Below are 17,877 nucleotides of genomic sequence, written 5' to 3'. Positions count from 1 at the left end.
TCGATGATGAACCTTGCCGAATACCGCAATCGCAACGCACGGCTGGCCGACTATCTGCCTTGGGCCGCGCTGGTCGGCGGGGGCGTTGTTCTGAACAAGGACGGCAGCTTCCAGCGCACCGCGCGGTTCCGCGGGCCTGATCTCGACAGCGCCGTCGCCGCCGAGTTGGTCGGCACGGCCGGCCGCATCAACAATGCCGTGCGCCGTCTAGGTTCCGGCTGGAGCCTCTTTGTCGAGGCGCAGCGCTACGAGGCCGCGAGCTACCCGGACAGTCGTTTTCCCGATGCCGCGTCGGCGCTGGTCGATGCAGAGAGGAAGGCCGATTTCGAGGAAGCCGGCACGCACTATATATCCAGCTACTTCCTGACCTTCGCCTGGCTGCCACCAGCCGAAGATGCTGCCCGCGCCGAAAGCTGGCTCTACGAGGGCCGCGAGCAAGGCGGCGTCGATCCGTTCGAGGCCCTGCGCGGCTTCACGGATCGCACCGATCGCGTGCTGGCGCTGCTCGACGGCTTCATGCCGGAATGCCACTGGCTCGACGATAGCGAGACGCTGACCTACCTACACTCAACCATTTCCACCAACCGGCACCGCGTCCGCGTTCCCGAGACGCCGATGTATCTCGATGCCCTCCTGGCCGATCAGTCTCTGACTGGCGGGCTGGAGCCGCGCCTCGGCAACACGCATCTGCGCATTCTCACGATTGTCGGTTTTCCGACCGCAACCACGCCCGGCATCCTCGATGAGCTGAACAAGCTCGCCTTTCCCTATCGCTGGTCGACGCGCGCGATCCTGCTGGACAAGACCGACGCCATCCGGCTGCTCACCCGCATCCGTCGCCAGTGGTTTGCGAAACGCAAGTCGATCGCCGCCATCTTAAAAGAAGTGATGACCAACGAGGCGTCCGTCCTCGTGGATACCGATGCCGCGAACAAGGCGGCCGATGCGGACATCGCGCTTCAGGAACTCGGCGCCGACTATGCCGGCATGGCCTATGTCACGGCGACAATCGCCGTCTGGGACACCAATCCCCGTCTGGCAGACGAAAAGCTCCGCCTTGTCGAAAAGACAGTTCAGAGCCGCGATTTCACGGCGATGCCGGAAACCATCAATGCGGTCGATGCCTGGCTCGGCTCACTGCCGGGGCATGTTTACGCCAATGTCCGTCAGCCACCGATCTCGACGCTCAATCTCGCCCACATGATCCCCCTCAGTGCCGTGTGGGCGGGGCCGGAACGGGACAGCCATCTCGGTGCGCCGCCCTTGCTCTTTGGCAAGACCGAAGGAAGCACCCCGTTCCGGCTTTCCATTCACGTCGGCGATGTCGGGCATACGCTTGTTGTCGGCCCGACCGGATCGGGCAAAAGTGTGTTGCTCGCCTGCATGGCGCTCCAGTTCAGGCGCTATGAGCGGAGCCAGGTTTTCGCTTTCGATTTCGGGGGCTCGATCCGGGCCGCAGCCCTCGCCATGGGCGGCGACTGGCATGATCTTGGAGGTGATCTCACCGAGGGAGACGCATTTTCCGTTTCGCTCCAGCCGCTTGCGCGCATCCATGATGTTCCGGAACGCGCTTGGGCGGCCGACTGGATCGTCTCCATCCTGACCCGCGAGAACATCGCGATCACGCCGGATGTCAAGGAACATATCTGGACGGCGCTGACCTCTCTCGCTTCGGCGCCGGTCGAGGAACGCACCATCACCGGCCTGACGGTGCTGCTGCAATCGAACGACCTGAAACAAGCCTTGCGCCCGTATTGCGTCGGCGGTCCCTACGGCCGCCTGCTCGATGCCGAAACCGAACACCTCGGCAGTGCGTCGGTGCAGGCGTTCGAGATCGAGGGGCTAGTCGGCACAGGCGCCGCGCCGGCCGTCCTGTCCTATCTGTTCCACCGCATCGGCGACCGGCTCGACGGCTCGCCGACCTTGCTCATCATCGATGAGGGCTGGTTGGCGCTGGACGACGAAGCCTTTTCCGGACAGTTGCGGGAATGGCTGAAAACCCTGCGCAAGAAGAATGCATCGGTCATCTTCGCCACGCAGTCGCTGTCCGACATCGACAATTCTGCCATCGCCCCCGCGATCATCGAAAGTTGCCTGACACGGCTTCTTCTTCCGAACGAGCGTGCCGTCGAACCGCAGATCACCGCCATCTATCAGCGATTTGGCTTGAACGCACGGCAGATCGAGATCCTCGCGCGGGCCGCGCCGAAGAAAGACTACTACTGCCAGAGCCGCAGCGGGAATCGTCTGTTCGAGCTGGGCCTGTCCGAAGTCGGGCTGGCGCTCACGGCCGCCTCCTCGAAATCCGACCAGTCCGCCATCGCCCGCGTCTTCGCCGAGCACGGCCGGGACGGCTTCCTAGCCGCCTGGCTTCGCCTGCGCGGCGTCGACTGGGCCGCGGACCTCATTCCCGACCTCGCAAATCTCATCCCCCAGCCCGACAAGGAGACTTCATCATGAAAACCCGTCATTCCCGCGCGGCCTTGCTTGCCGCATCTTTTCTTGCCCTCTCAGGCCCGGCTTCGCTGGTTCTGGCGCCGCCGGCTTCCGCTGCCTGGATCGTGTTCGATCCGAGGAATTACATCGAGAATGTCCTGTCGGCCGCGAGATCGCTGGAGCAGATCAACAACCAAATCCAGTCGCTTCAGAACGAGGCGCAATCGCTCATCAACCAGGCCCGCAATCTGGCGAGCCTGCCATATTCCTCGCTCCAGCAGCTCCAGCAGTCCGTTCAGCGCACACAGCAGCTTCTGCAGCAGGCGCAGAATATCGCCTTCGACGTCCAGCAGATCGACCAGGCGTTCCAGCAGCAATATGGCAACGTCTCGCTGACGACGAGCCAACAGCAGCTCGTCGCCGACGCCCGCTCGCGCTGGCAGAACACGGTCGGCGGCCTTCGAGACGCTCTCCGCGTTCAGGCCGGCGTCGTGGGCAACATCGAGACCAACCGCGCCGAGATGTATGCGCTCGTCGGCCAGAGCCAAGGCGCAACCGGAGCGCTGCAAGCCACTCAGGCCGGCAATCAATTGTTGGCCCTTCAGGCGCAACAGCTTTCCGACCTGATCGCGCTGATTTCGGCCAATGGCCGCGCCGAAGCGCTCACCGAGGCCGAACGCACCGCCGCCGCCGAACAGGGCCGCGAGCAGCGCCGCCGCTTCCTAACGCCGGGCAGCGGGTATCAGCCAGGCAATGCGCAGATGTTCAACAACGGCAATTGACCGACGGAGGGGCGCCTATGGACGGCAAGATGCTGGCCCGGCTCGCGGCGGTCGTGTTCGTCGCCATCGCCATCACCGCCACGGCGATCGAGATGACCCGCACGGAGGAGCCGCCGACGCCCCGCTCGGCCGTTTCCGCCGAACCAGCGCGCGATCCACTGCGCGAGAAGCAGCGTCGGTGCCAGCGTCTCGGCGAAGCGGCCGCAAGCGACCCCGAATGCCTGCGCGTCTGGGCCGAGAGCCGCGACCGCTTCCTCGGCCGGGCCTCTGCACCCGCCGCACCACAGACCGCGGAAGGACAGTGATCCGATGGGCGGCACCGGCGTAATCGACTCGTTTCTCGGGGTTTTCACATCCTACATAGACTCCGGCTTCGGCCTGCTTGGCGGAGAAGTCGCCTTCATCGCCACCACCCTGATCGTCGTCGACGTCACCTTAGCCTCGTTGTTCTGGGCCTGGGGCGCGGATGACGATATCATCGCCCGGCTGGTGAAGAAAACCCTGTTCGTCGGCATGTTCGCCTACATCATCGGCAACTGGTCGAATCTCGCCCGCATCGTCTTCGAGAGCTTCGCCAGCCTTGGCCTCAAAGGCTCGGGCACCAGCTTCTCGGTCGCTGACCTCATGCGCCCCGGAAAGGTGGCGCAGGTCGGCCTCGACGCCGGACGGCCACTGCTGGAATCCATCAGCGATTTGATGGGATGGATCGCGTTCTTCGAGAATTTCATCCAGATCGCTTGCTTGTTATTCGCCTGGGCCTTGGTCTTGTTGGCCTTCTTTATTCTGGCGATCCAACTATTTGTCAGTTTAATTGAGTTCAAGCTCACCACTCTCGCCGGATTCGTGTTGATTCCGTTTGGCCTCTTCGGGAAAACGGCTTTCATGGCCGAAAGAGTCCTGGGGAACGTGATCTCCTCGGGCATCAAGGTTCTGGTGCTGGCCGTAATCATAGGAATCGGCTCGACACTGTTTTCGCAGTTCACCGCTGGCTCCGGTGGCGCGACGCCGACCATTGACGACGCCATGGCGATCGTGCTGGCCGCCCTGTCGCTGGTCGGATTGGGAATATTCGGGCCAGGAATTGCGAACGGCATCGTTTCCGGAGGCCCTCAGCTTGGCGCTGGCGCGGCCGTCGGCACCGGCCTTGCGGTCGGCGGGGCGGCCGTCGCGGCCGGTGGCGCAACCATGCTCGCCGCAAAAGGTGGAGCGGCCGCACTCTCCGGTGGAGCTGCGGCCGTCCGGGGCGGTGCGGCTGCCGCCGGTGCGACGTCGACCGCCTACAGTCTCGGTTCCATGGGCCAATCCGGTGCAGCCGGTGTCGCCTCCGGTCTCGGCGGCGTTGCGCGCGCGGCCGGATCGGCGGCCGTCTCGCCCCTGAAGCGCGCAGCAAGCCGTGCCGCGGAAAGTGTCAAATCCAGCTTCTTCGATGGCGCGAAGGCAGGGTTCAGCGCGACGGGCGGCACCTCGACCATGGGCACCGTCGCCAGCGCAGCCGGTGCATCCCCTGCTTCCCCGGCGCCCGCTGATGGCCCGCCCGCCTGGGCGCAACGTATGCGGCGCAGTCAGGCGATCAGCCACGGCATCAGCTCTGCCGCCCATGCCGTCCGTTCCGGCGACAGCCATGGCTCCGGCTCCTCCGTCAATCTCTCCGAAAGCGACCGCTCATGAGCTTCTTCAAACGACCCGCCGCGCATTACGGCAAGACACCTGAACCGGAAACACCTTATCAGCGTGCAGCACAGGCTTGGGACGACCGCATCGGATCGGCGCGGGTTCAGGCCCGCAACTGGCGATACATGGCCTTCGGCAGCCTGATCCTGTCCGCCGGCTTCGCCGCAGCCCTTGTCTGGCAGTCGGCGCACGGGACTGTCGTGCCCTGGGTGGTTCAGGTCGATCGGCTCGGCCAGGCGCAGACCGTCGCCCCCGCCACGGCCGACTACCGCCCGACCGATCCGCAGATCGCCTGGCATCTCGGCCGCTTCATCGAGCAGGTCCGCGCCATCCCGGCCGACGCCATCATCGTCCGCCAGAACTGGCTCCGGGCCTATGAATGGACCACGGATCGCGGGGCGGCAGCGCTCAACGACTATGCCCGCGCCAACGATCCGTTCACGAAGGTCGGTCGCCAGCAGGTTGCCGTCGAGGTCTCCAGCGTCATCCGCGCCTCGCCGGATTCGTTCAGGATCGCCTGGACGGAACGCCATTACGAGAACGGCCAGCTCTCCCGAACCGAGCGCTGGACCGCGATCCTGACCATCGTGATCCAGACCCCGCGCGATACCGAGCGGCTCCGGACGAATCCCTTGGGAATCTACGTCAACGCCATCAACTGGTCGCGGGAGTTGGGCCAATGAGCGCGATGTTCCGCCAATCCGCATTTCCGGCTTTACGCAAATCCGCGATCGCGGTTGTCCTTCTTTCCGCATCCATGCTGGCCGGTTGCGCGACCTACAAGCCGCCGCAGATCAGCTACGACGCGGACGTGCCACCTTTGCCGGCCGTGCCCGCCGCCGTCACCGACGAGCGGCCGCGCCCCTTGCATGTTCCGCCCGCCTGGACGCCGAGCCGGGGCGGCAATGCCGCAAGCACCCCGGCCGGCCGCGTCACCAACGCTAATGCCGCCGCCCGTGTCGAGCCGCGCCGCGAGGGTTATTACAATTCCATTCAGATCTACCCGTGGAGCGAAGGCGCACTGTATCAGGTCTATGCGGCGCCCGGCCAGATCACCAATATCGCGCTTGAGCCGGGGGAAAACCTGACCGGTGCCGGCCCGATCGCGGCCGGCGACACCGCTCGCTGGATCATCGGCGACACCGAGAGCGGTTCGGGCGTGACCCGTCGCGTGCATGTGCTGGTCAAACCGACGCGCGCCGACATCTCGACCAATCTGGTTATCACTACTGACCGGCGCACCTACATGATCGAGCTGCGCTCGGGCGAGACCCCCTACATGCCGGCCATCGCCTGGGCCTACCCGACGCCTCCCGCGTCCCAGCGTCAGGCAGCGCCCGCCACCCCGATCATTCCAGCCGCCGCGGCGCGTAACTACCGCTACAACCTCACGGGCGCCACGCCGCCCTGGCGGCCGGTCGCGGTCTATGACGACGGCCGCCGAGTCTATATCGTTTTCCCGCGCGGCATCGCGCAGGGGGAGCTTCCGCCCCTGTTCGTCCTCGGCCCGGAGGGCGAGGCGCAGATCGTCAACAGCCGTATCCACCAGAATATCCTGATCGTCGATCGCATCTTCGCGGCCGCTGAGCTGCGCCTCGGCAGTGGCGAGCGCCAGCAGACCGTCAGGATCGTGCGCACCGACGGGAGGCCCGCGTCATGAGCGATACCGAGAACACGCCAGAAGACAGCGTGCCGCTGACCGGCGCCGCAAGCGATTCAGCCTCCGCCATGCGCCTGCGCGCCGAAGCGCCGCGCGTCACCCGCCTGTCGCGCAAGGTGCTGGCCGGCCTTGGCGTCGTCGCCGGCCTCGGCATCGGCGGAGCGCTGATCTATGCTCTCCAGACCCGCGATCCCGGAGCCGGCGGCGAGGAACTCTATTCCACAGAGAATAGGCCAACGGCCGATGGTCTTGCCGGCCTGCCGCGCGATTATACCGGCCCTGTGCTCGGGCCGCCGCTGCCGGGAGACCTGGGCGGGCCGATCCTCGACGCACAGAACCGGGGCCAGCCCGTCGCTCCGCCACCCATGACGACCCCCGCCGTCGATCAGGCGGAACAGCGGCGGCTTGCCGAGGAAGAGGCCGCACGCCTGAGCCGTGTCTTCTTCCAGACCGAGGCCCGTCCAGGTGCGGCCACCGGCACGCTCGCCGGCGGTGCGAACCCGAGCTTCGCCGGACTCGGCCTTGCCGGCCAGACCGGAATACCCACCGCGCAGGATCGGCAATTGGCCTTCCTCAATGCGGCTGTCGATCGACGCACGGTCGCCCCCGATCGCGTCGCCCCCCCGGCATCGCCCTATGTGCTTCAGGCAGGTTCAGTCATCCCGGCCGCGCTCATCACCGGCATCCGCTCCGATCTTCCCGGCCAGATCACCGCCCAGATAACCGAAAACATCTACGATAGCCCGACCGGCAATATCCTGCTCGTGCCCCAGGGCGCTCGCCTGATCGGCGAATACAGCAACGACGTCGGCTTCGGGCAGCGCCGCGTCCTGCTCGTCTGGAACCGGATCATCCTGCCCAACGGCCGCTCCATCGTGCTGGAACGCCAGCCCGGCGCCGACACGCAGGGCTACGCGGGGCTTGAGGATGGCGTCGATTACCATTGGTGGGACATCGCCAAGGCCGCCGGTCTTTCGACCCTGCTCGCGGTCGGGACGGAACTGGCCGTCGACGACGATGACAGGCTGCTTCGAGCCATACGTAACGGCGCACAGGACACGATCAACGATGCCGGTCAGGAAATCGTCCGCCGCCAACTCAATGTCGCGCCGACGCTGACGATCAGGCCCGGCTTCCCCGTCCGCGTGGTCGTTACCCGCGATCTTGTCCTCGAACCCTACAGGGGCTGATCATGGCGAAACTGAAACTTGGTCCCCTCGCCGACGACAAACCCGTGAAGGTCACGGTGGAGTTGCCCGCATCACTCCATCGAGACCTTGTAGTGTATGCCGAAATTCTCGCCCGAAACGCCGGTGAGGTTGCGCCGTATGATCCGGCGAAGCTCATCGTCCCAATGCTTCAGCAGTTCATGGCCACTGACAAGGGATTCAGCAGGGCGAAACGATCCTCTGAATAGAGATCCTGCAATATCCTGCGCATCATGATACAAGAATACTAGCACGGCCGAGGTAGGAGCTACTTACCAGTGGCAATCTGTTCGTCTGAGAGAGTGCGGGCAAGGCTGAGAAGGCGCCGGCATGCGGGATTGTCGTTTGTCGGCGACCATACTGTGCAAAACGGAACCGTCTCGCTTGCAAGTTGGCGATATAGCACGCCCGGAAAAAGCATTGCGGTAGCCGCCTCGCTGACCAGAGTCAGATTTCCACCACTAGCGACCATTTGCATGAGGTTGTCTCGATAAACCGCCTGCACCTTAACTGATGGTTGATGCCCCGGTTCCGACAGGTGTTTTATTAGAAAATCATGGATTTCAGGGCCTGGCCACGTCTCGCAAACTACAAACCGCCGCCCTTGCAGTTCTCTCCAAGTGATGCTTTCATGCACAGCTAGGTTGTCATCCTCGGGCATTGCAACAAAAACCTGTTCGCTCCATAGCTGCCTAGTCTCGCAGCCGCTGACATGCGGTGATCCAGTAAGAAATGCGACATCCAACTGATGTGTGCGTATGGCTTGGATGTGCTCTAACGGAGTGCCTTCAATGAACTCAAGGCGCACTTTCGGATGACTATTAGTATAATTTTCGATTAAGCTTGTCATAAAATTTGAAGCAAGGGACACTGAAATTCCAACGTGTATCCTTCCTTCATCTCCCTGGCCTGCAGACGCGACATCTTTTCCCGCAGATTTGATATGCTTCATGGCGCGCCTCGCCCGTTGTAGGAAAAGCTCACCGGCGTATGTCAGACGTACCCCATTCGACTGCCTGATGAATAGCGCAGCACCAATGTTATCCTCTACATCCCGAATGCGTCGGCTCACTGCTGACACTTGCACACCTATGGCTGCGGCAGCCAGCCGAAAGCTTCCATGTTCGGCTGCCGCGATAACATATCGGAGATGACGTACTTCGATGTCCGAGTGCTTCGTCCACATCTTCAGCCTCTACAATAGTGGATGGCCATGCAAGCGGGCGTTCGAGGCTCGCGAAACATAGCTCTCGAGAACGAACTGTTGAGCTGATTCGATACTCAATTCGTTTGGAGAACGATTCAGTCCTTTCGAGAAACAAACGATCGCGTGCAACTGCTGTCCTTTTACGACCTCAGTATCAACGGCTGGCTGTCAGGGGATATACGACACCGCCCGCTTGACAAGTTATTGCACGCCCCCGAAATGGGTCAGCGCCTAAGTCAGCTCGTCGTGCATTGCCAGCGAGCTTTGACCGGCATTGTAACTGCGGATGACCGGCTGGGGTGCGTAGAGCGAATCTGAAAGCTTGAGCGCTTGCCTCATCCGATGCCTTGTTGCTGCTGACACTTCGAATACGCCGCAACACACCGGAAAACGGCCGAAACCGTTCGCATGCCCGATCTCATCGAACTTGAGGCCCGCGCGTCGGTAGATTCTCCGCATGTGGGGCTCGTAGTTCGAAATTAGGGTATGTATTCCGTAATGAAGTGCACACTCACATAGCGCCAGAAGTAGCATGCTGAAAGCGCGTCTCGGATCGAGGTCCGGAAAATCGGCGAGAATTGCAGTTTCATCAACACACATTCTTGTCCCTTCCCAGATCCCGGGTCCGATAAGGGAGATGTCAGGGAAGGTCGACCGAAATACGTCATATAGAAGAGTCGGACCGGTCGTCGGTAACAGGCGCACGCTACCGTAGAGATGATCGGCTTGTTCGTCGCACCAAATGAGATAGGCAGGCCCAAGATTATCGTAACTGTCGCGCTCGTATGGACCTGTAACCTCCACTTTCCATCTCAGTTGATCGACAAATATCCTTTTTCTAAGACGGAATGATTGATCGATAAGGTGGGCGTATTTATTGTATTCATTCTTCTGGATGACAATAAACATCATATCCTCCAACCGGTGATTGGTGGATAAACAATGCAGTATGAAAGTTCGCGATGAAATTCCCTCATATGAGTACCCTCATATGAGGGTATAGGATCACAAAGTAATGAGGCGCAGATGCAATGCGAGCGTCGCGGCAGATGAAATTGTCACGCATCCAAGCTTGATTCGTGCTGATTTCAGGTAACTCCGCGCTGTATGATCGGATATGCCAAGTATGAGCGCGATTTCCTTGTATCCTTTGCCAAGTGCTGTCCAATGAAGGCATTCCAGTTCGCGCGGGCTCAAAGACGGTGCAGGATCTCGTTCACCATACAGCTCAAGGACGGCCTTCTGGTGAACGAGTAATGCAAGCTCCACCCATTCTTCCTTATGGCGATTTACTGTTCTGTTCCAGATGGATGGCGCCTTCATACTATTCATCGATAGCAAGGCGCGACGTCGTACTTTATCAACAATAGGTATTGAAAATCCATTCTCTCCGATTCCGTGACGTTGTGCATCTTGAAAAAAATCATAGGCGTCAGGTGGAATTTCGATTTCGCGCCAGTGGAACGGTAATTGTCGTAAAAATCCCTCCTTTACAATTGGATCAACCTTGACATACCCATTCAACAAGTAACGTGAAACCCATTCATCAGGATAATTAGTCCGGACGAACGGGGAGTCTACTGAATCGATAATGGTCTGGGCGAAGTGATATGTTACAAAATCGATGTTGTAGATTTTTGACAGGCTTACAATTGCCTCTCCAACGGTCGAGGCAGCTTCGGTTGCGTAATACGCCTGCTCAAAAAGACTTTGACGACGTGTCATTTTCATCCGCTGCGAAGGGCGGCACTCCATGCTTGGGTTGCCATCTGGACCGGATCCCACGGGCTGCTCAAGGGCGGGGTGTAGCTGAGGTCAAGATCGCTTGCCGCCTCGACGCTCATCCCGTGATGAATGGCGGCCGCAAATATGTCGATGCGCTTGGAAACCTCGGTCCCGTAGTGCCCGATGATCTGCGCTCCGAGCAGTCTCTGTGTCGAACGGTCGCCCGTCACCCGGATCGTCATCTCCCTGGCGCCGGGGTAGTAGACCTTGTGATCCCATACGACGGAGTCGACGGAAAGCGGATCAAATCCGGCGTTTGCCGCGTCCCGGTCGTGAAAGCCGGTGCGTGCGACGACGGACTCGAACAGGCGAACCGACTGGGTGCCGAGACTGCCTTCGAACTGCCGGTCGCCGCCGACTGCGTTCTCGCCGGCAATCCTGCCTTGTTTGTGCGCGGTCGTTCCGAGAGGCAAGTAGGCGTTCGCCCGGGTGATCCGATGCCATGTTTCGACGCAGTCGCCCGCCGCATAAACATCAAGGATGTTGGTCTCCATCCGCCGGTTCACCTGCAGGGCTTTCTTGAACCCGAGGGTGATGCCTGCCGCCTCCGCAAGCCCCGTTTCCGGCCGGGCGCCGACGGCGACAAGAACCATGTCCGTCGGCAGCGAGAAGCCGTTCGGGCCATCCAGGCGCAGTCCCACGCCATCCCGCGAAATCGACGAAATAGCCTGACCAGCGGCGATGTGAATTCCATTGCGCCGGAGTTCCTCACCGACTTTCTGCCCCAGGTCGGAGTCGATTGTCGTCATGACGCTCGGCGCCATTTCCACCACCGTGACGTCAATGCCGCGCCGCGTAAGCGCCTCGGACATTTCAAGCCCAATATAGCCTCCGCCGATAATGGCGATGCTCCGCGGCTTGGCTTCCTCCAGGTGCTTCTCGAAGGCGAAAGTGTCGTCCATCCATCGCAGCAGGAAAACTCCCGGCAGATCAAGGCCGGGAAGCGGCGGCCGTATCGATGTCGCTCCTGTGCCGATGACAAGCTTGTCATAACGGTGTTCGACTATGCGTCCGCTGCTGTCCCGGGTCGTCACCTGATGACTGGCAGGATCGATGCCTTCCACCGCATGGTCCAGCAGCAGCTCGACGCCGAGCGCTTCGATGTCGGCAGCCTTGCGGTGAGCAAGGTTGGTAGCTTCTTCCACCTCACCGCTGAGGAAGTACGGGATGCCACAAATGCTGAAGTTCGGATAACGGTCTGCAGTGGCAATTGTGACATGCCAATCTAGAGCGAGTTCGCGTGCTCGAAGGGCGGCGCTAATGCCGGCATCGCTTCCGCCGATAATGAAGAGTCGAGGCATGATAACTCCGTCAGAGGTTCCGATTTGCTGCTGCATTCCGATTTCGTGGCTGCGGGAGACTCCTGCTCGCGAATGACGACAATAACATAACAAATTGCCATTTTTCTGGAAATCTGGATTTCCAGAAATAATGTGGCTTTATGCATCGACCTGATTGCCATTCATTTCGGTTGCTGTAGCCATGATGCAGCGCGCCCCGCTCCCCACCGCCAGCAGGTAAAACTTCCGCTACGAATCGCTTCTCATGCACTTACCGAAGGGATTTCCCTTGCTTCGATCCCGCGCATTTGCTACCCAATATCTCAACATTAATTGAGGCGTGGAACAATGGAAGAAAAGCAAGCCCTCGATGCTTTCGGCGCCCTTTCGCAGGAGACGCGGCTGCGTATCGTCCGGTTGCTAGTGGCTGCCGGTCCCGAGGGTATGCCCGCAGGGGCCATCGGCGAGGCGCTGGGAGGCGCGTCCTCCTCGCGCCTGTCGTTTCACCTCAGCCACCTCGAACATGCCGGTCTCGCCCGGTCTCGCCGGGGGGGGCGGCTGATCATCTACAGCGCCGTCTATCCGGCGCTTTCCAGCCTCATCCAGTTTCTCATGCGCGATTGCTGCCAGGGCCATCCGGAGGTGTGTACGCCAGCCATCTCGGCCCTGTCCTCCTGCTGCCTTTCAACTACTGGGGAAAACGCCCATGCTTGAGCCGTCCTTGCAAGTCCGTGTATTCAACGTTCTCTTTCTTTGCACCGGCAATTCCGCCCGTTCCATCGTCGCCGAAAGCATCCTGAACAAGGATGGGGAAGGCCGTTTCCATGCCTTCTCGGCGGGCAGTCATCCAAGGGGCGACGTGCATCCCTTGACGTTGGAGACGCTGGAGAGCTTCGAGTACCCGACCGAGGGATTGCATTCGAAGAGTTGGGACGAGTTTGGTCAGCCCGACGCTCCGGTGATGGATTTCGTATTCACGGTCTGTGACAACGCTGCCGGCGAAGTCTGCCCCGTCTGGCCCGGACAGCCGATGACCGCCCATTGGGGCATCGAGGATCCGGTTGCAGTTGAGGGAACCGACATCGAGAAGCGGACCGCTTTCGTGACGGCGCTTCGCTATCTGAAGAACCGGATCTCCATTTTTGCCGCACTGCCGATCGAGAGTCTCGACCGCACATCGCTCAAGGCCAAAGTGACGGAAATCGGTCGCATCGAAGGTGCGACCGATTTCCGCGCTGATATCGCATGAGGTCAGCCATGGACGTGATCATCTACCACAACCCCGACTGCGGCACCTCGCGCAACACGCTTGCCATGATCCGCAATGCAGGCATCGAGCCCCATGTGATCGAGTACCTGAAGACGCCGCCGTCGCGCGCGCTGCTCGTCCAGCTCATCGCGCGCATGGGGCTGACGGTGCGCGATATCCTGCGGGAGAAAGGCACGCCCTATGCGGAACTGGGCCTCGATGACCCAGCGCTGAGCGACGACCAACTGCTCGATGCGATCGAAAAGCATCCGATCCTCATCAATCGTCCGATCGTCGTCAGCCCGCAGGGCGTGCGGCTCTGCCGCCCTTCGGAAGCGGTGCTCGACCTGCTTCCCCCGCAACGCGGCGCGTTCACCAAAGAGGACGGCGAGAAGGTTGTCGACGCACTCGGCAACAGGCTCGTCTGACGTGCCAGGAGCTTCCCCCATGGAAACCACTGTTCGGCCGGCCTCGCGGCTGTCCTTTCTCGACCGCTACCTGACGGTCTGGATCTTCGCCGCGATGGCGCTCGGCGTCATTCTCGGCACCGTCTTCACCGGCCTGCCCGATGAGCTCAACGCGCTGTCGGTCGGTTCCACGAACATCCCGATCGCCATCGGGCTGATCCTGATGATGTATCCGCCGCTCGCCAAGGTGAAGTACGAGGAACTTCATCGCGTCTTTGCCGACAAGCGCGTGCTCGCGCTCTCGCTGGTGCAGAACTGGATCATCGGCCCCACGCTGATGTTCGCGCTCGCCGTCATCTTCCTGCGCGACCATCCGGAGTACATGACCGGCCTCATCCTGATTGGCCTCGCGCGCTGCATCGCCATGGTGCTGGTCTGGAATCAGCTCGCCAAGGGCGACAACCAGTATGTCGCCGGTCTCGTCGCCTTCAACTCGATCTTCCAGATCCTGTTCTTCTCGACCTATGCTTGGATATTTCTCACCGTGCTGCCACCGCTGTTCGGACTTGAAGGCAGCGTCGTCGATGTCGGATTCTGGACGATCACTGAAGCGGTGCTGATCTATCTCGGCATTCCGTTTCTGGCCGGATTCCTGACCCGCCGTATCCTGGTCGCGAAAAAGGGCGCCGACTGGTATGAGAACGTCTTCCTGCCGAAAATCAGCCCGATCACGCTGGCGGCGCTGCTTTTCACCATCGTCGCGATGTTCAGCCTCAAGGGCGGCGATGTGGTGCGCCTGCCGCTCGACGCTGTCATCATCGCGATCCCGCTGACGATCTACTTCATCGTCCAGTTCCTGATCAGCTTCTTCATGGGCAAGCTGATCGAAGCCGATTATCCCCGCACCACGGCGATCGCCTTCACCGCCGCCGGCAACAATTTCGAGCTGGCGATCGCGGTGGCGATCGCGGCCTTCGGGCTCGCATCGCCGGTTGCCTTCGCCGCGGTGATCGGTCCGCTGGTCGAGGTGCCGGTGCTGATCCTGCTGGTCCATGTGGCGCTGCGGCTTGGGGAACGATTGTTTCCGACGACCGCACCGGCGCCCGTCGCGGCGGTGAAACAATAGAAAGAGAGAATCATGCGTTTGCGTACGTTGTCCGAACCCGACCATCTGCCTGCTCTCGATCGCCGCTTCGCGCATCGTCGTCCGGGCATCGGTCTGGGTCCGGGCGATAGCAAGCCGCGTATCCTCCTGCTCTACGGTTCGCTGCGTCCGCGCTCCTATTCGCGGCTGGCAACGGAAGAGGCGGCTCGGCTTCTCGCGTTCTTCGGGGCGGAGACTCGCATCTTCGATCCTGGCGATCTGCCCTTTCCCGACCAGGTTGCCGACGACGACCATCCGGCCATCAGGGAGCTGCGCGAGCACGCGATCTGGTCGGAAGGCATGGTCTGGTGCAGTCCCGAACGTCATGGCCAGATGACCGGCCTGATGAAGGCGCAGATCGATCACCTGCCGCTCAGCATGGGAGGGATTCGACCGACCCAGGGGCGAACGCTTGCGTTGATGCAGGTGTCGGGAGGCTCCCAGAGCTTCAACGCGGTCAATGCGCTGCGTCTGCTGGGGCGTTGGATGCGCATGTTCACCATCCCCAACCAATCGAGCATTGCCAAGGCGTTTCAGGAGTTCGACGAGAATGGCCGCATGAGGCCGTCGAGCTACTACGATCGCATTGTCGACGTGATGGAGGAACTCGTCCGCTTCACCATCCTTCTGCGGCCGCATGCCGGTGAACTCGTCGATCGCTATTCCGAACGCAAGGAAGCTGGCAAGCCGATAGACGCCGGAACCGACCTGTCGTCCATCGCCACCGCATCGCGGAAGAAGTCGGCATGACGAAGCCGGATCACGAGGTGATCGTCGTCGGAGGCGGTCAGGCGGGGCTTGCCGTCGCCTACTATCTTCGCCGACTCGGACTGGATTTCCTCATTGTCGACGCAGGTGACGGGCCGGGCGGAGCATGGGTCCACACCTGGGACTCGCTACATCTGTTTTCGCCGGCGGCCTACAGTTCGCTGCCGGGCTGGCCCTTTCCGCCGGGCGCAACGGACGGATATCCGACTCGAGACGAAGTGATCTCCTATCTTACGCGCTATGAGGCGCGCTATGATTTCCCGATCGATCGGCCTCGGACCGTTGGAGCCGTCGAGCGGGAGGGCACTTTTCTCCGGATCGGATTCCGTGATGGCGGGAGCCTTGCCGCTCGCGCGGTGGTCAGTGCGACCGGCACATGGGCCGCGCCTTTCGTGCCCGACTACCCCGGACGCGAATTGTTCGAAGGCGTCCAGCTCCACTCGGCCCATTACCGGACGCCCGCGGCATTTGCGGGGAAGCGCGTCCTGATCGTCGGCGGAGGGAATTCCGGTGCGCAGCTTCTCGCGGAACTGAGCGAGGTGGCCCAGACGACCTGGATGACGCTCAGGGAACCCGTCTTCCTGCCCGACGATGTCGACGGGCGCGTGCTGTTCGAGCGCGCCAGCGCCCGCGTGCGTGGCATCGACGACGCCTCCTCGACGACGACCATCGGCGATATCGTCATGGTGCCGCCAGTGAAGGAAGCCCGGACACGTGGTGTGCTCAAGGCCGTTCGCCCGTTCGCACGCCTCATTCCGGGCGGCGTCGTCTGGCGTGACGGAACCGAAAGCACGGTCGATGCGATCATCTGGTGTACGGGCTTCCGGCCTGCGACCGATCATCTGAAGCCCCTTGGCATCGTCGAACCCGACGGGCGCATCGAAGTCGTGGAGCAGCGGGCGGTCAAGGAACCGCGCCTTTGGCTCGCCGGCTACGGCAACTGGACGGGCGCAGCGTCGGCCACGCTCCTGGGGGCGGGAAGGACGGCACGAGAGATGACGCCGCGCCTGGCGCAAGCGCTCGCCGAAGCCATATCGGCGGCGCCGTATCAGGCGGGCTGATGTCTGCGTGCGGATGTCGGCAGGATGGCGAACAGGACGGTGACCAGCGCGACATTGGTCAGCGCGACGGCAAGCAACATACCAAGCGTCGCATCCGCTCCGAACCGATCGATGAGCACCGCTCCGACGGACGGAGCGGCCGCCTGGGCGATCAGGCTCGGCATGGCGATGCGTCCCATGACGACGGCATAGCGCTCCTCCCCGAACAGGGCGAGGGGCAGCGTGCCGCGCGCGATCGACTCGATGCCGATTCCCGCGCCGTAGAAGATCAGCGCGGCGGAGATCAGCGGAAGCCCGGCCCACAGGGCGCCGACACCGGCGGCGACGAACACCGTCGATGCGAGCTTCGTCCAGATGGGATGGTGATAGCGGCTGATGGCCATCTCGATCACGCGCGCCCCCACCTGCGCGGGACCGACCGTCGCGCCAAGCGCCACGGCGGCGGCCAGGGCGATATCCCGGGCCTGCAGGATGGTCAGCAGATGAACCGAGAGCAGCGCCGAGATCATCGAGCTGACCGTGATAGTCAGGGCGACGAGGATGAACAGCAAACCGGACGCGCGTGCTGTCTGGACGTCGGGGGAGCCGACAGCGGCCTGCGCCTGCTCCGGTTTCGCCGGCATGGGGCGTTCGGGCTCGCGCGGCAGGGCGAAGAGGTAGAGCGGCATCAGCAGGCCAAGGTGAATGCCTGCGTAGACGAAGCAGGCGCCCCGCCAGCCAAGCTCGGACACCAGCCAGGCTGACAGCGGCCAGCACAGCGTGCTGGCGAAGCCGCCGAACAGGGTCAGCGCGGTAATCGCCGAGCGGGCCTTGAGCCCGTAAAGGCGTCCGAGCGTGGCGAAGGCGGCGTCGTAAAGCCCCGCGCCCATGCCGACGCCGACGATCAGCCACGCGGCGATATAGACGAGCAGGTTTGGCGACAGCCCGAGCCCCGCCAGACCGAGACCGAGGCAGGCCGCGCTGAACGCCAGCACCGGGCGGCCACCCAAACGCTGGATGCTGCCGCCGACGCGGGGCGATACGATGCCTGCGGTGAGAAGGCCGAGCGACAGGCCGCCGACGATCCAGGCAAGAGGCCAGCCGGTGTCGGCCGCGATGGGCGCGGCGAGCACCGCGAGCAGATAGTAGGACGAGCCCCACGCCAGTATCTGCGTCATCCCAAGGACGGGGATGACATGGCGTCGCGACGGCACGGCCACGGGAATATTCGCCCCGGCCG

The 17,877-nt window shown here is 62.2% G+C and carries 19 protein-coding genes and 1 pseudogene; 14 read left to right on the top strand and 6 right to left on the bottom strand.

The features are described from left to right. Positions 1–3: 3 nt before the first annotated feature. Genes trbE through ACFFJ7_RS03960 form a run of 8 tightly spaced genes read left to right on the top strand, consistent with a single transcriptional unit; the run spans position 4 to position 7,966 of the window. A complete protein-coding gene (trbE, locus tag ACFFJ7_RS03995; protein ID WP_183754293.1) occupies positions 4–2,460 on the top strand; it encodes a conjugal transfer protein TrbE in 2,457 nt (818 codons plus the stop codon). Continuing rightward, on the top strand, positions 2,457–3,218 hold the full coding sequence (trbJ, locus tag ACFFJ7_RS03990) for a P-type conjugative transfer protein TrbJ (RefSeq protein ID WP_183754294.1): 762 nt from the start codon (positions 2,457–2,459) through the stop codon (positions 3,216–3,218). Before trbE ends, trbJ begins: the two co-directional genes overlap by 4 nt. 17 nt (positions 3,219–3,235) lie before the next feature. Continuing rightward, positions 3,236–3,523, top strand: a complete 288-nt coding sequence (gene trbK-alt, locus ACFFJ7_RS03985; RefSeq protein WP_183754295.1) for a putative entry exclusion protein TrbK-alt — start codon at positions 3,236–3,238, stop codon at positions 3,521–3,523. 4 nt (positions 3,524–3,527) lie between these two features. Then, a complete protein-coding gene (trbL, locus tag ACFFJ7_RS03980; RefSeq protein WP_377590812.1) occupies positions 3,528–4,886 on the top strand; it encodes a P-type conjugative transfer protein TrbL in 1,359 nt (452 codons plus the stop codon). Next, positions 4,883–5,572, top strand: a complete 690-nt coding sequence (trbF, locus tag ACFFJ7_RS03975; protein ID WP_183754297.1) for a conjugal transfer protein TrbF — start codon at positions 4,883–4,885, stop codon at positions 5,570–5,572. Before trbL ends, trbF begins: the two co-directional genes overlap by 4 nt. Beyond that, positions 5,569–6,549, top strand: a complete 981-nt coding sequence (trbG, locus tag ACFFJ7_RS03970) for a P-type conjugative transfer protein TrbG (RefSeq protein WP_183754300.1) — start codon at positions 5,569–5,571, stop codon at positions 6,547–6,549. Before trbF ends, trbG begins: the two co-directional genes overlap by 4 nt. Continuing rightward, entirely contained in the window at positions 6,546–7,739 is a 1,194-nt protein-coding gene (locus ACFFJ7_RS03965; protein WP_183754302.1) for a TraB/TrbI/VirB10 family type IV secretion system protein, read from the top strand. Before trbG ends, ACFFJ7_RS03965 begins: the two co-directional genes overlap by 4 nt. A gap of 2 nt (positions 7,740–7,741) precedes the next feature. Then, positions 7,742–7,966 carry a DUF2274 domain-containing protein gene (locus ACFFJ7_RS03960; protein WP_183754304.1) on the top strand — a complete coding sequence of 75 codons (225 nt, stop codon included), beginning with the start codon at positions 7,742–7,744 and terminating at the stop codon, positions 7,964–7,966. A 59-nt stretch (positions 7,967–8,025) separates the two neighbouring features. Here the strand turns inward: ACFFJ7_RS03960 and ACFFJ7_RS03955 are convergent, their stop codons facing one another. The 5 genes and pseudogenes from ACFFJ7_RS03955 to ACFFJ7_RS03935 form a co-directional block, all read right to left on the bottom strand. Continuing rightward, positions 8,026–8,709, bottom strand: a complete 684-nt coding sequence (locus ACFFJ7_RS03955; protein ID WP_246375052.1) for a LysR family substrate-binding domain-containing protein — start codon at positions 8,707–8,709, stop codon at positions 8,026–8,028. A gap of 39 nt (positions 8,710–8,748) precedes the next feature. After that, a pseudogene (locus ACFFJ7_RS03950) lies at positions 8,749–8,943 on the bottom strand (helix-turn-helix domain-containing protein); the annotation flags it as partial. A 252-nt stretch (positions 8,944–9,195) separates the two neighbouring features. After that, a complete protein-coding gene (locus tag ACFFJ7_RS03945; RefSeq protein ID WP_183754309.1) occupies positions 9,196–9,873 on the bottom strand; it encodes an acyl-homoserine-lactone synthase in 678 nt (225 codons plus the stop codon). A gap of 96 nt (positions 9,874–9,969) precedes the next feature. Next, positions 9,970–10,695: a helix-turn-helix transcriptional regulator gene (locus ACFFJ7_RS03940; protein WP_183754311.1), complete on the bottom strand. Its 726-nt coding sequence runs from the start codon at positions 10,693–10,695 to the stop codon at positions 9,970–9,972. After that, complete coding sequence (locus ACFFJ7_RS03935; protein ID WP_246375048.1) at positions 10,692–12,086, bottom strand: FAD-dependent oxidoreductase; 1,395 nt, start codon at positions 12,084–12,086, stop codon at positions 10,692–10,694. Before ACFFJ7_RS03935 ends, ACFFJ7_RS03940 begins: the two co-directional genes overlap by 4 nt. 291 nt (positions 12,087–12,377) lie before the next feature. On the opposite strand from ACFFJ7_RS03935, the gene ACFFJ7_RS03930 reads away from it, so the two are divergent. The 6 genes from ACFFJ7_RS03930 to ACFFJ7_RS03905 are packed head-to-tail and all read left to right on the top strand — an operon-like array spanning position 12,378 to position 16,658. After that, positions 12,378–12,743, top strand: coding sequence for an ArsR/SmtB family transcription factor (locus ACFFJ7_RS03930; protein WP_183754313.1), 366 nt, complete (start codon positions 12,378–12,380; stop codon positions 12,741–12,743). Further along, positions 12,736–13,278 (top strand): arsenate reductase ArsC, encoded by a 543-nt coding sequence (locus tag ACFFJ7_RS03925; RefSeq protein ID WP_183754315.1) that lies wholly within the window; start codon positions 12,736–12,738, stop codon positions 13,276–13,278. The genes ACFFJ7_RS03930 and ACFFJ7_RS03925 overlap by 8 nt, the downstream gene beginning before the upstream one ends. Positions 13,279–13,286: 8 nt before the next feature. Then, on the top strand, positions 13,287–13,706 hold the full coding sequence (arsC, locus tag ACFFJ7_RS03920) for an arsenate reductase (glutaredoxin) (protein WP_183754317.1): 420 nt from the start codon (positions 13,287–13,289) through the stop codon (positions 13,704–13,706). 19 nt (positions 13,707–13,725) lie between these two features. After that, positions 13,726–14,811, top strand: a complete 1,086-nt coding sequence (arsB, locus tag ACFFJ7_RS03915; RefSeq protein WP_183754319.1) for an ACR3 family arsenite efflux transporter — start codon at positions 13,726–13,728, stop codon at positions 14,809–14,811. 12 nt (positions 14,812–14,823) lie between these two features. Further along, positions 14,824–15,579, top strand: coding sequence for an arsenical resistance protein ArsH (gene arsH, locus ACFFJ7_RS03910; RefSeq protein ID WP_183754321.1), 756 nt, complete (start codon positions 14,824–14,826; stop codon positions 15,577–15,579). Further along, positions 15,576–16,658, top strand: coding sequence for an ArsO family NAD(P)H-dependent flavin-containing monooxygenase (locus ACFFJ7_RS03905; RefSeq protein ID WP_183754323.1), 1,083 nt, complete (start codon positions 15,576–15,578; stop codon positions 16,656–16,658). The genes arsH and ACFFJ7_RS03905 overlap by 4 nt, the downstream gene beginning before the upstream one ends. Here the strand turns inward: ACFFJ7_RS03905 and ACFFJ7_RS03900 are convergent. Then, entirely contained in the window at positions 16,646–17,815 is a 1,170-nt protein-coding gene (locus ACFFJ7_RS03900) for an MFS transporter (RefSeq protein WP_183754382.1), read from the bottom strand. The genes ACFFJ7_RS03905 and ACFFJ7_RS03900 overlap by 13 nt on opposite strands. Positions 17,816–17,877: the final 62 nt, after the last annotated feature.

Origin of the sequence: Pseudochelatococcus lubricantis, from assembly GCF_042432495.1 — a bacterium.
GTDB lineage: Bacteria > Pseudomonadota > Alphaproteobacteria > Rhizobiales > Beijerinckiaceae > Pseudochelatococcus > Pseudochelatococcus lubricantis.
This window is presented reverse-complemented; position numbering and strand designations above follow the sequence as displayed.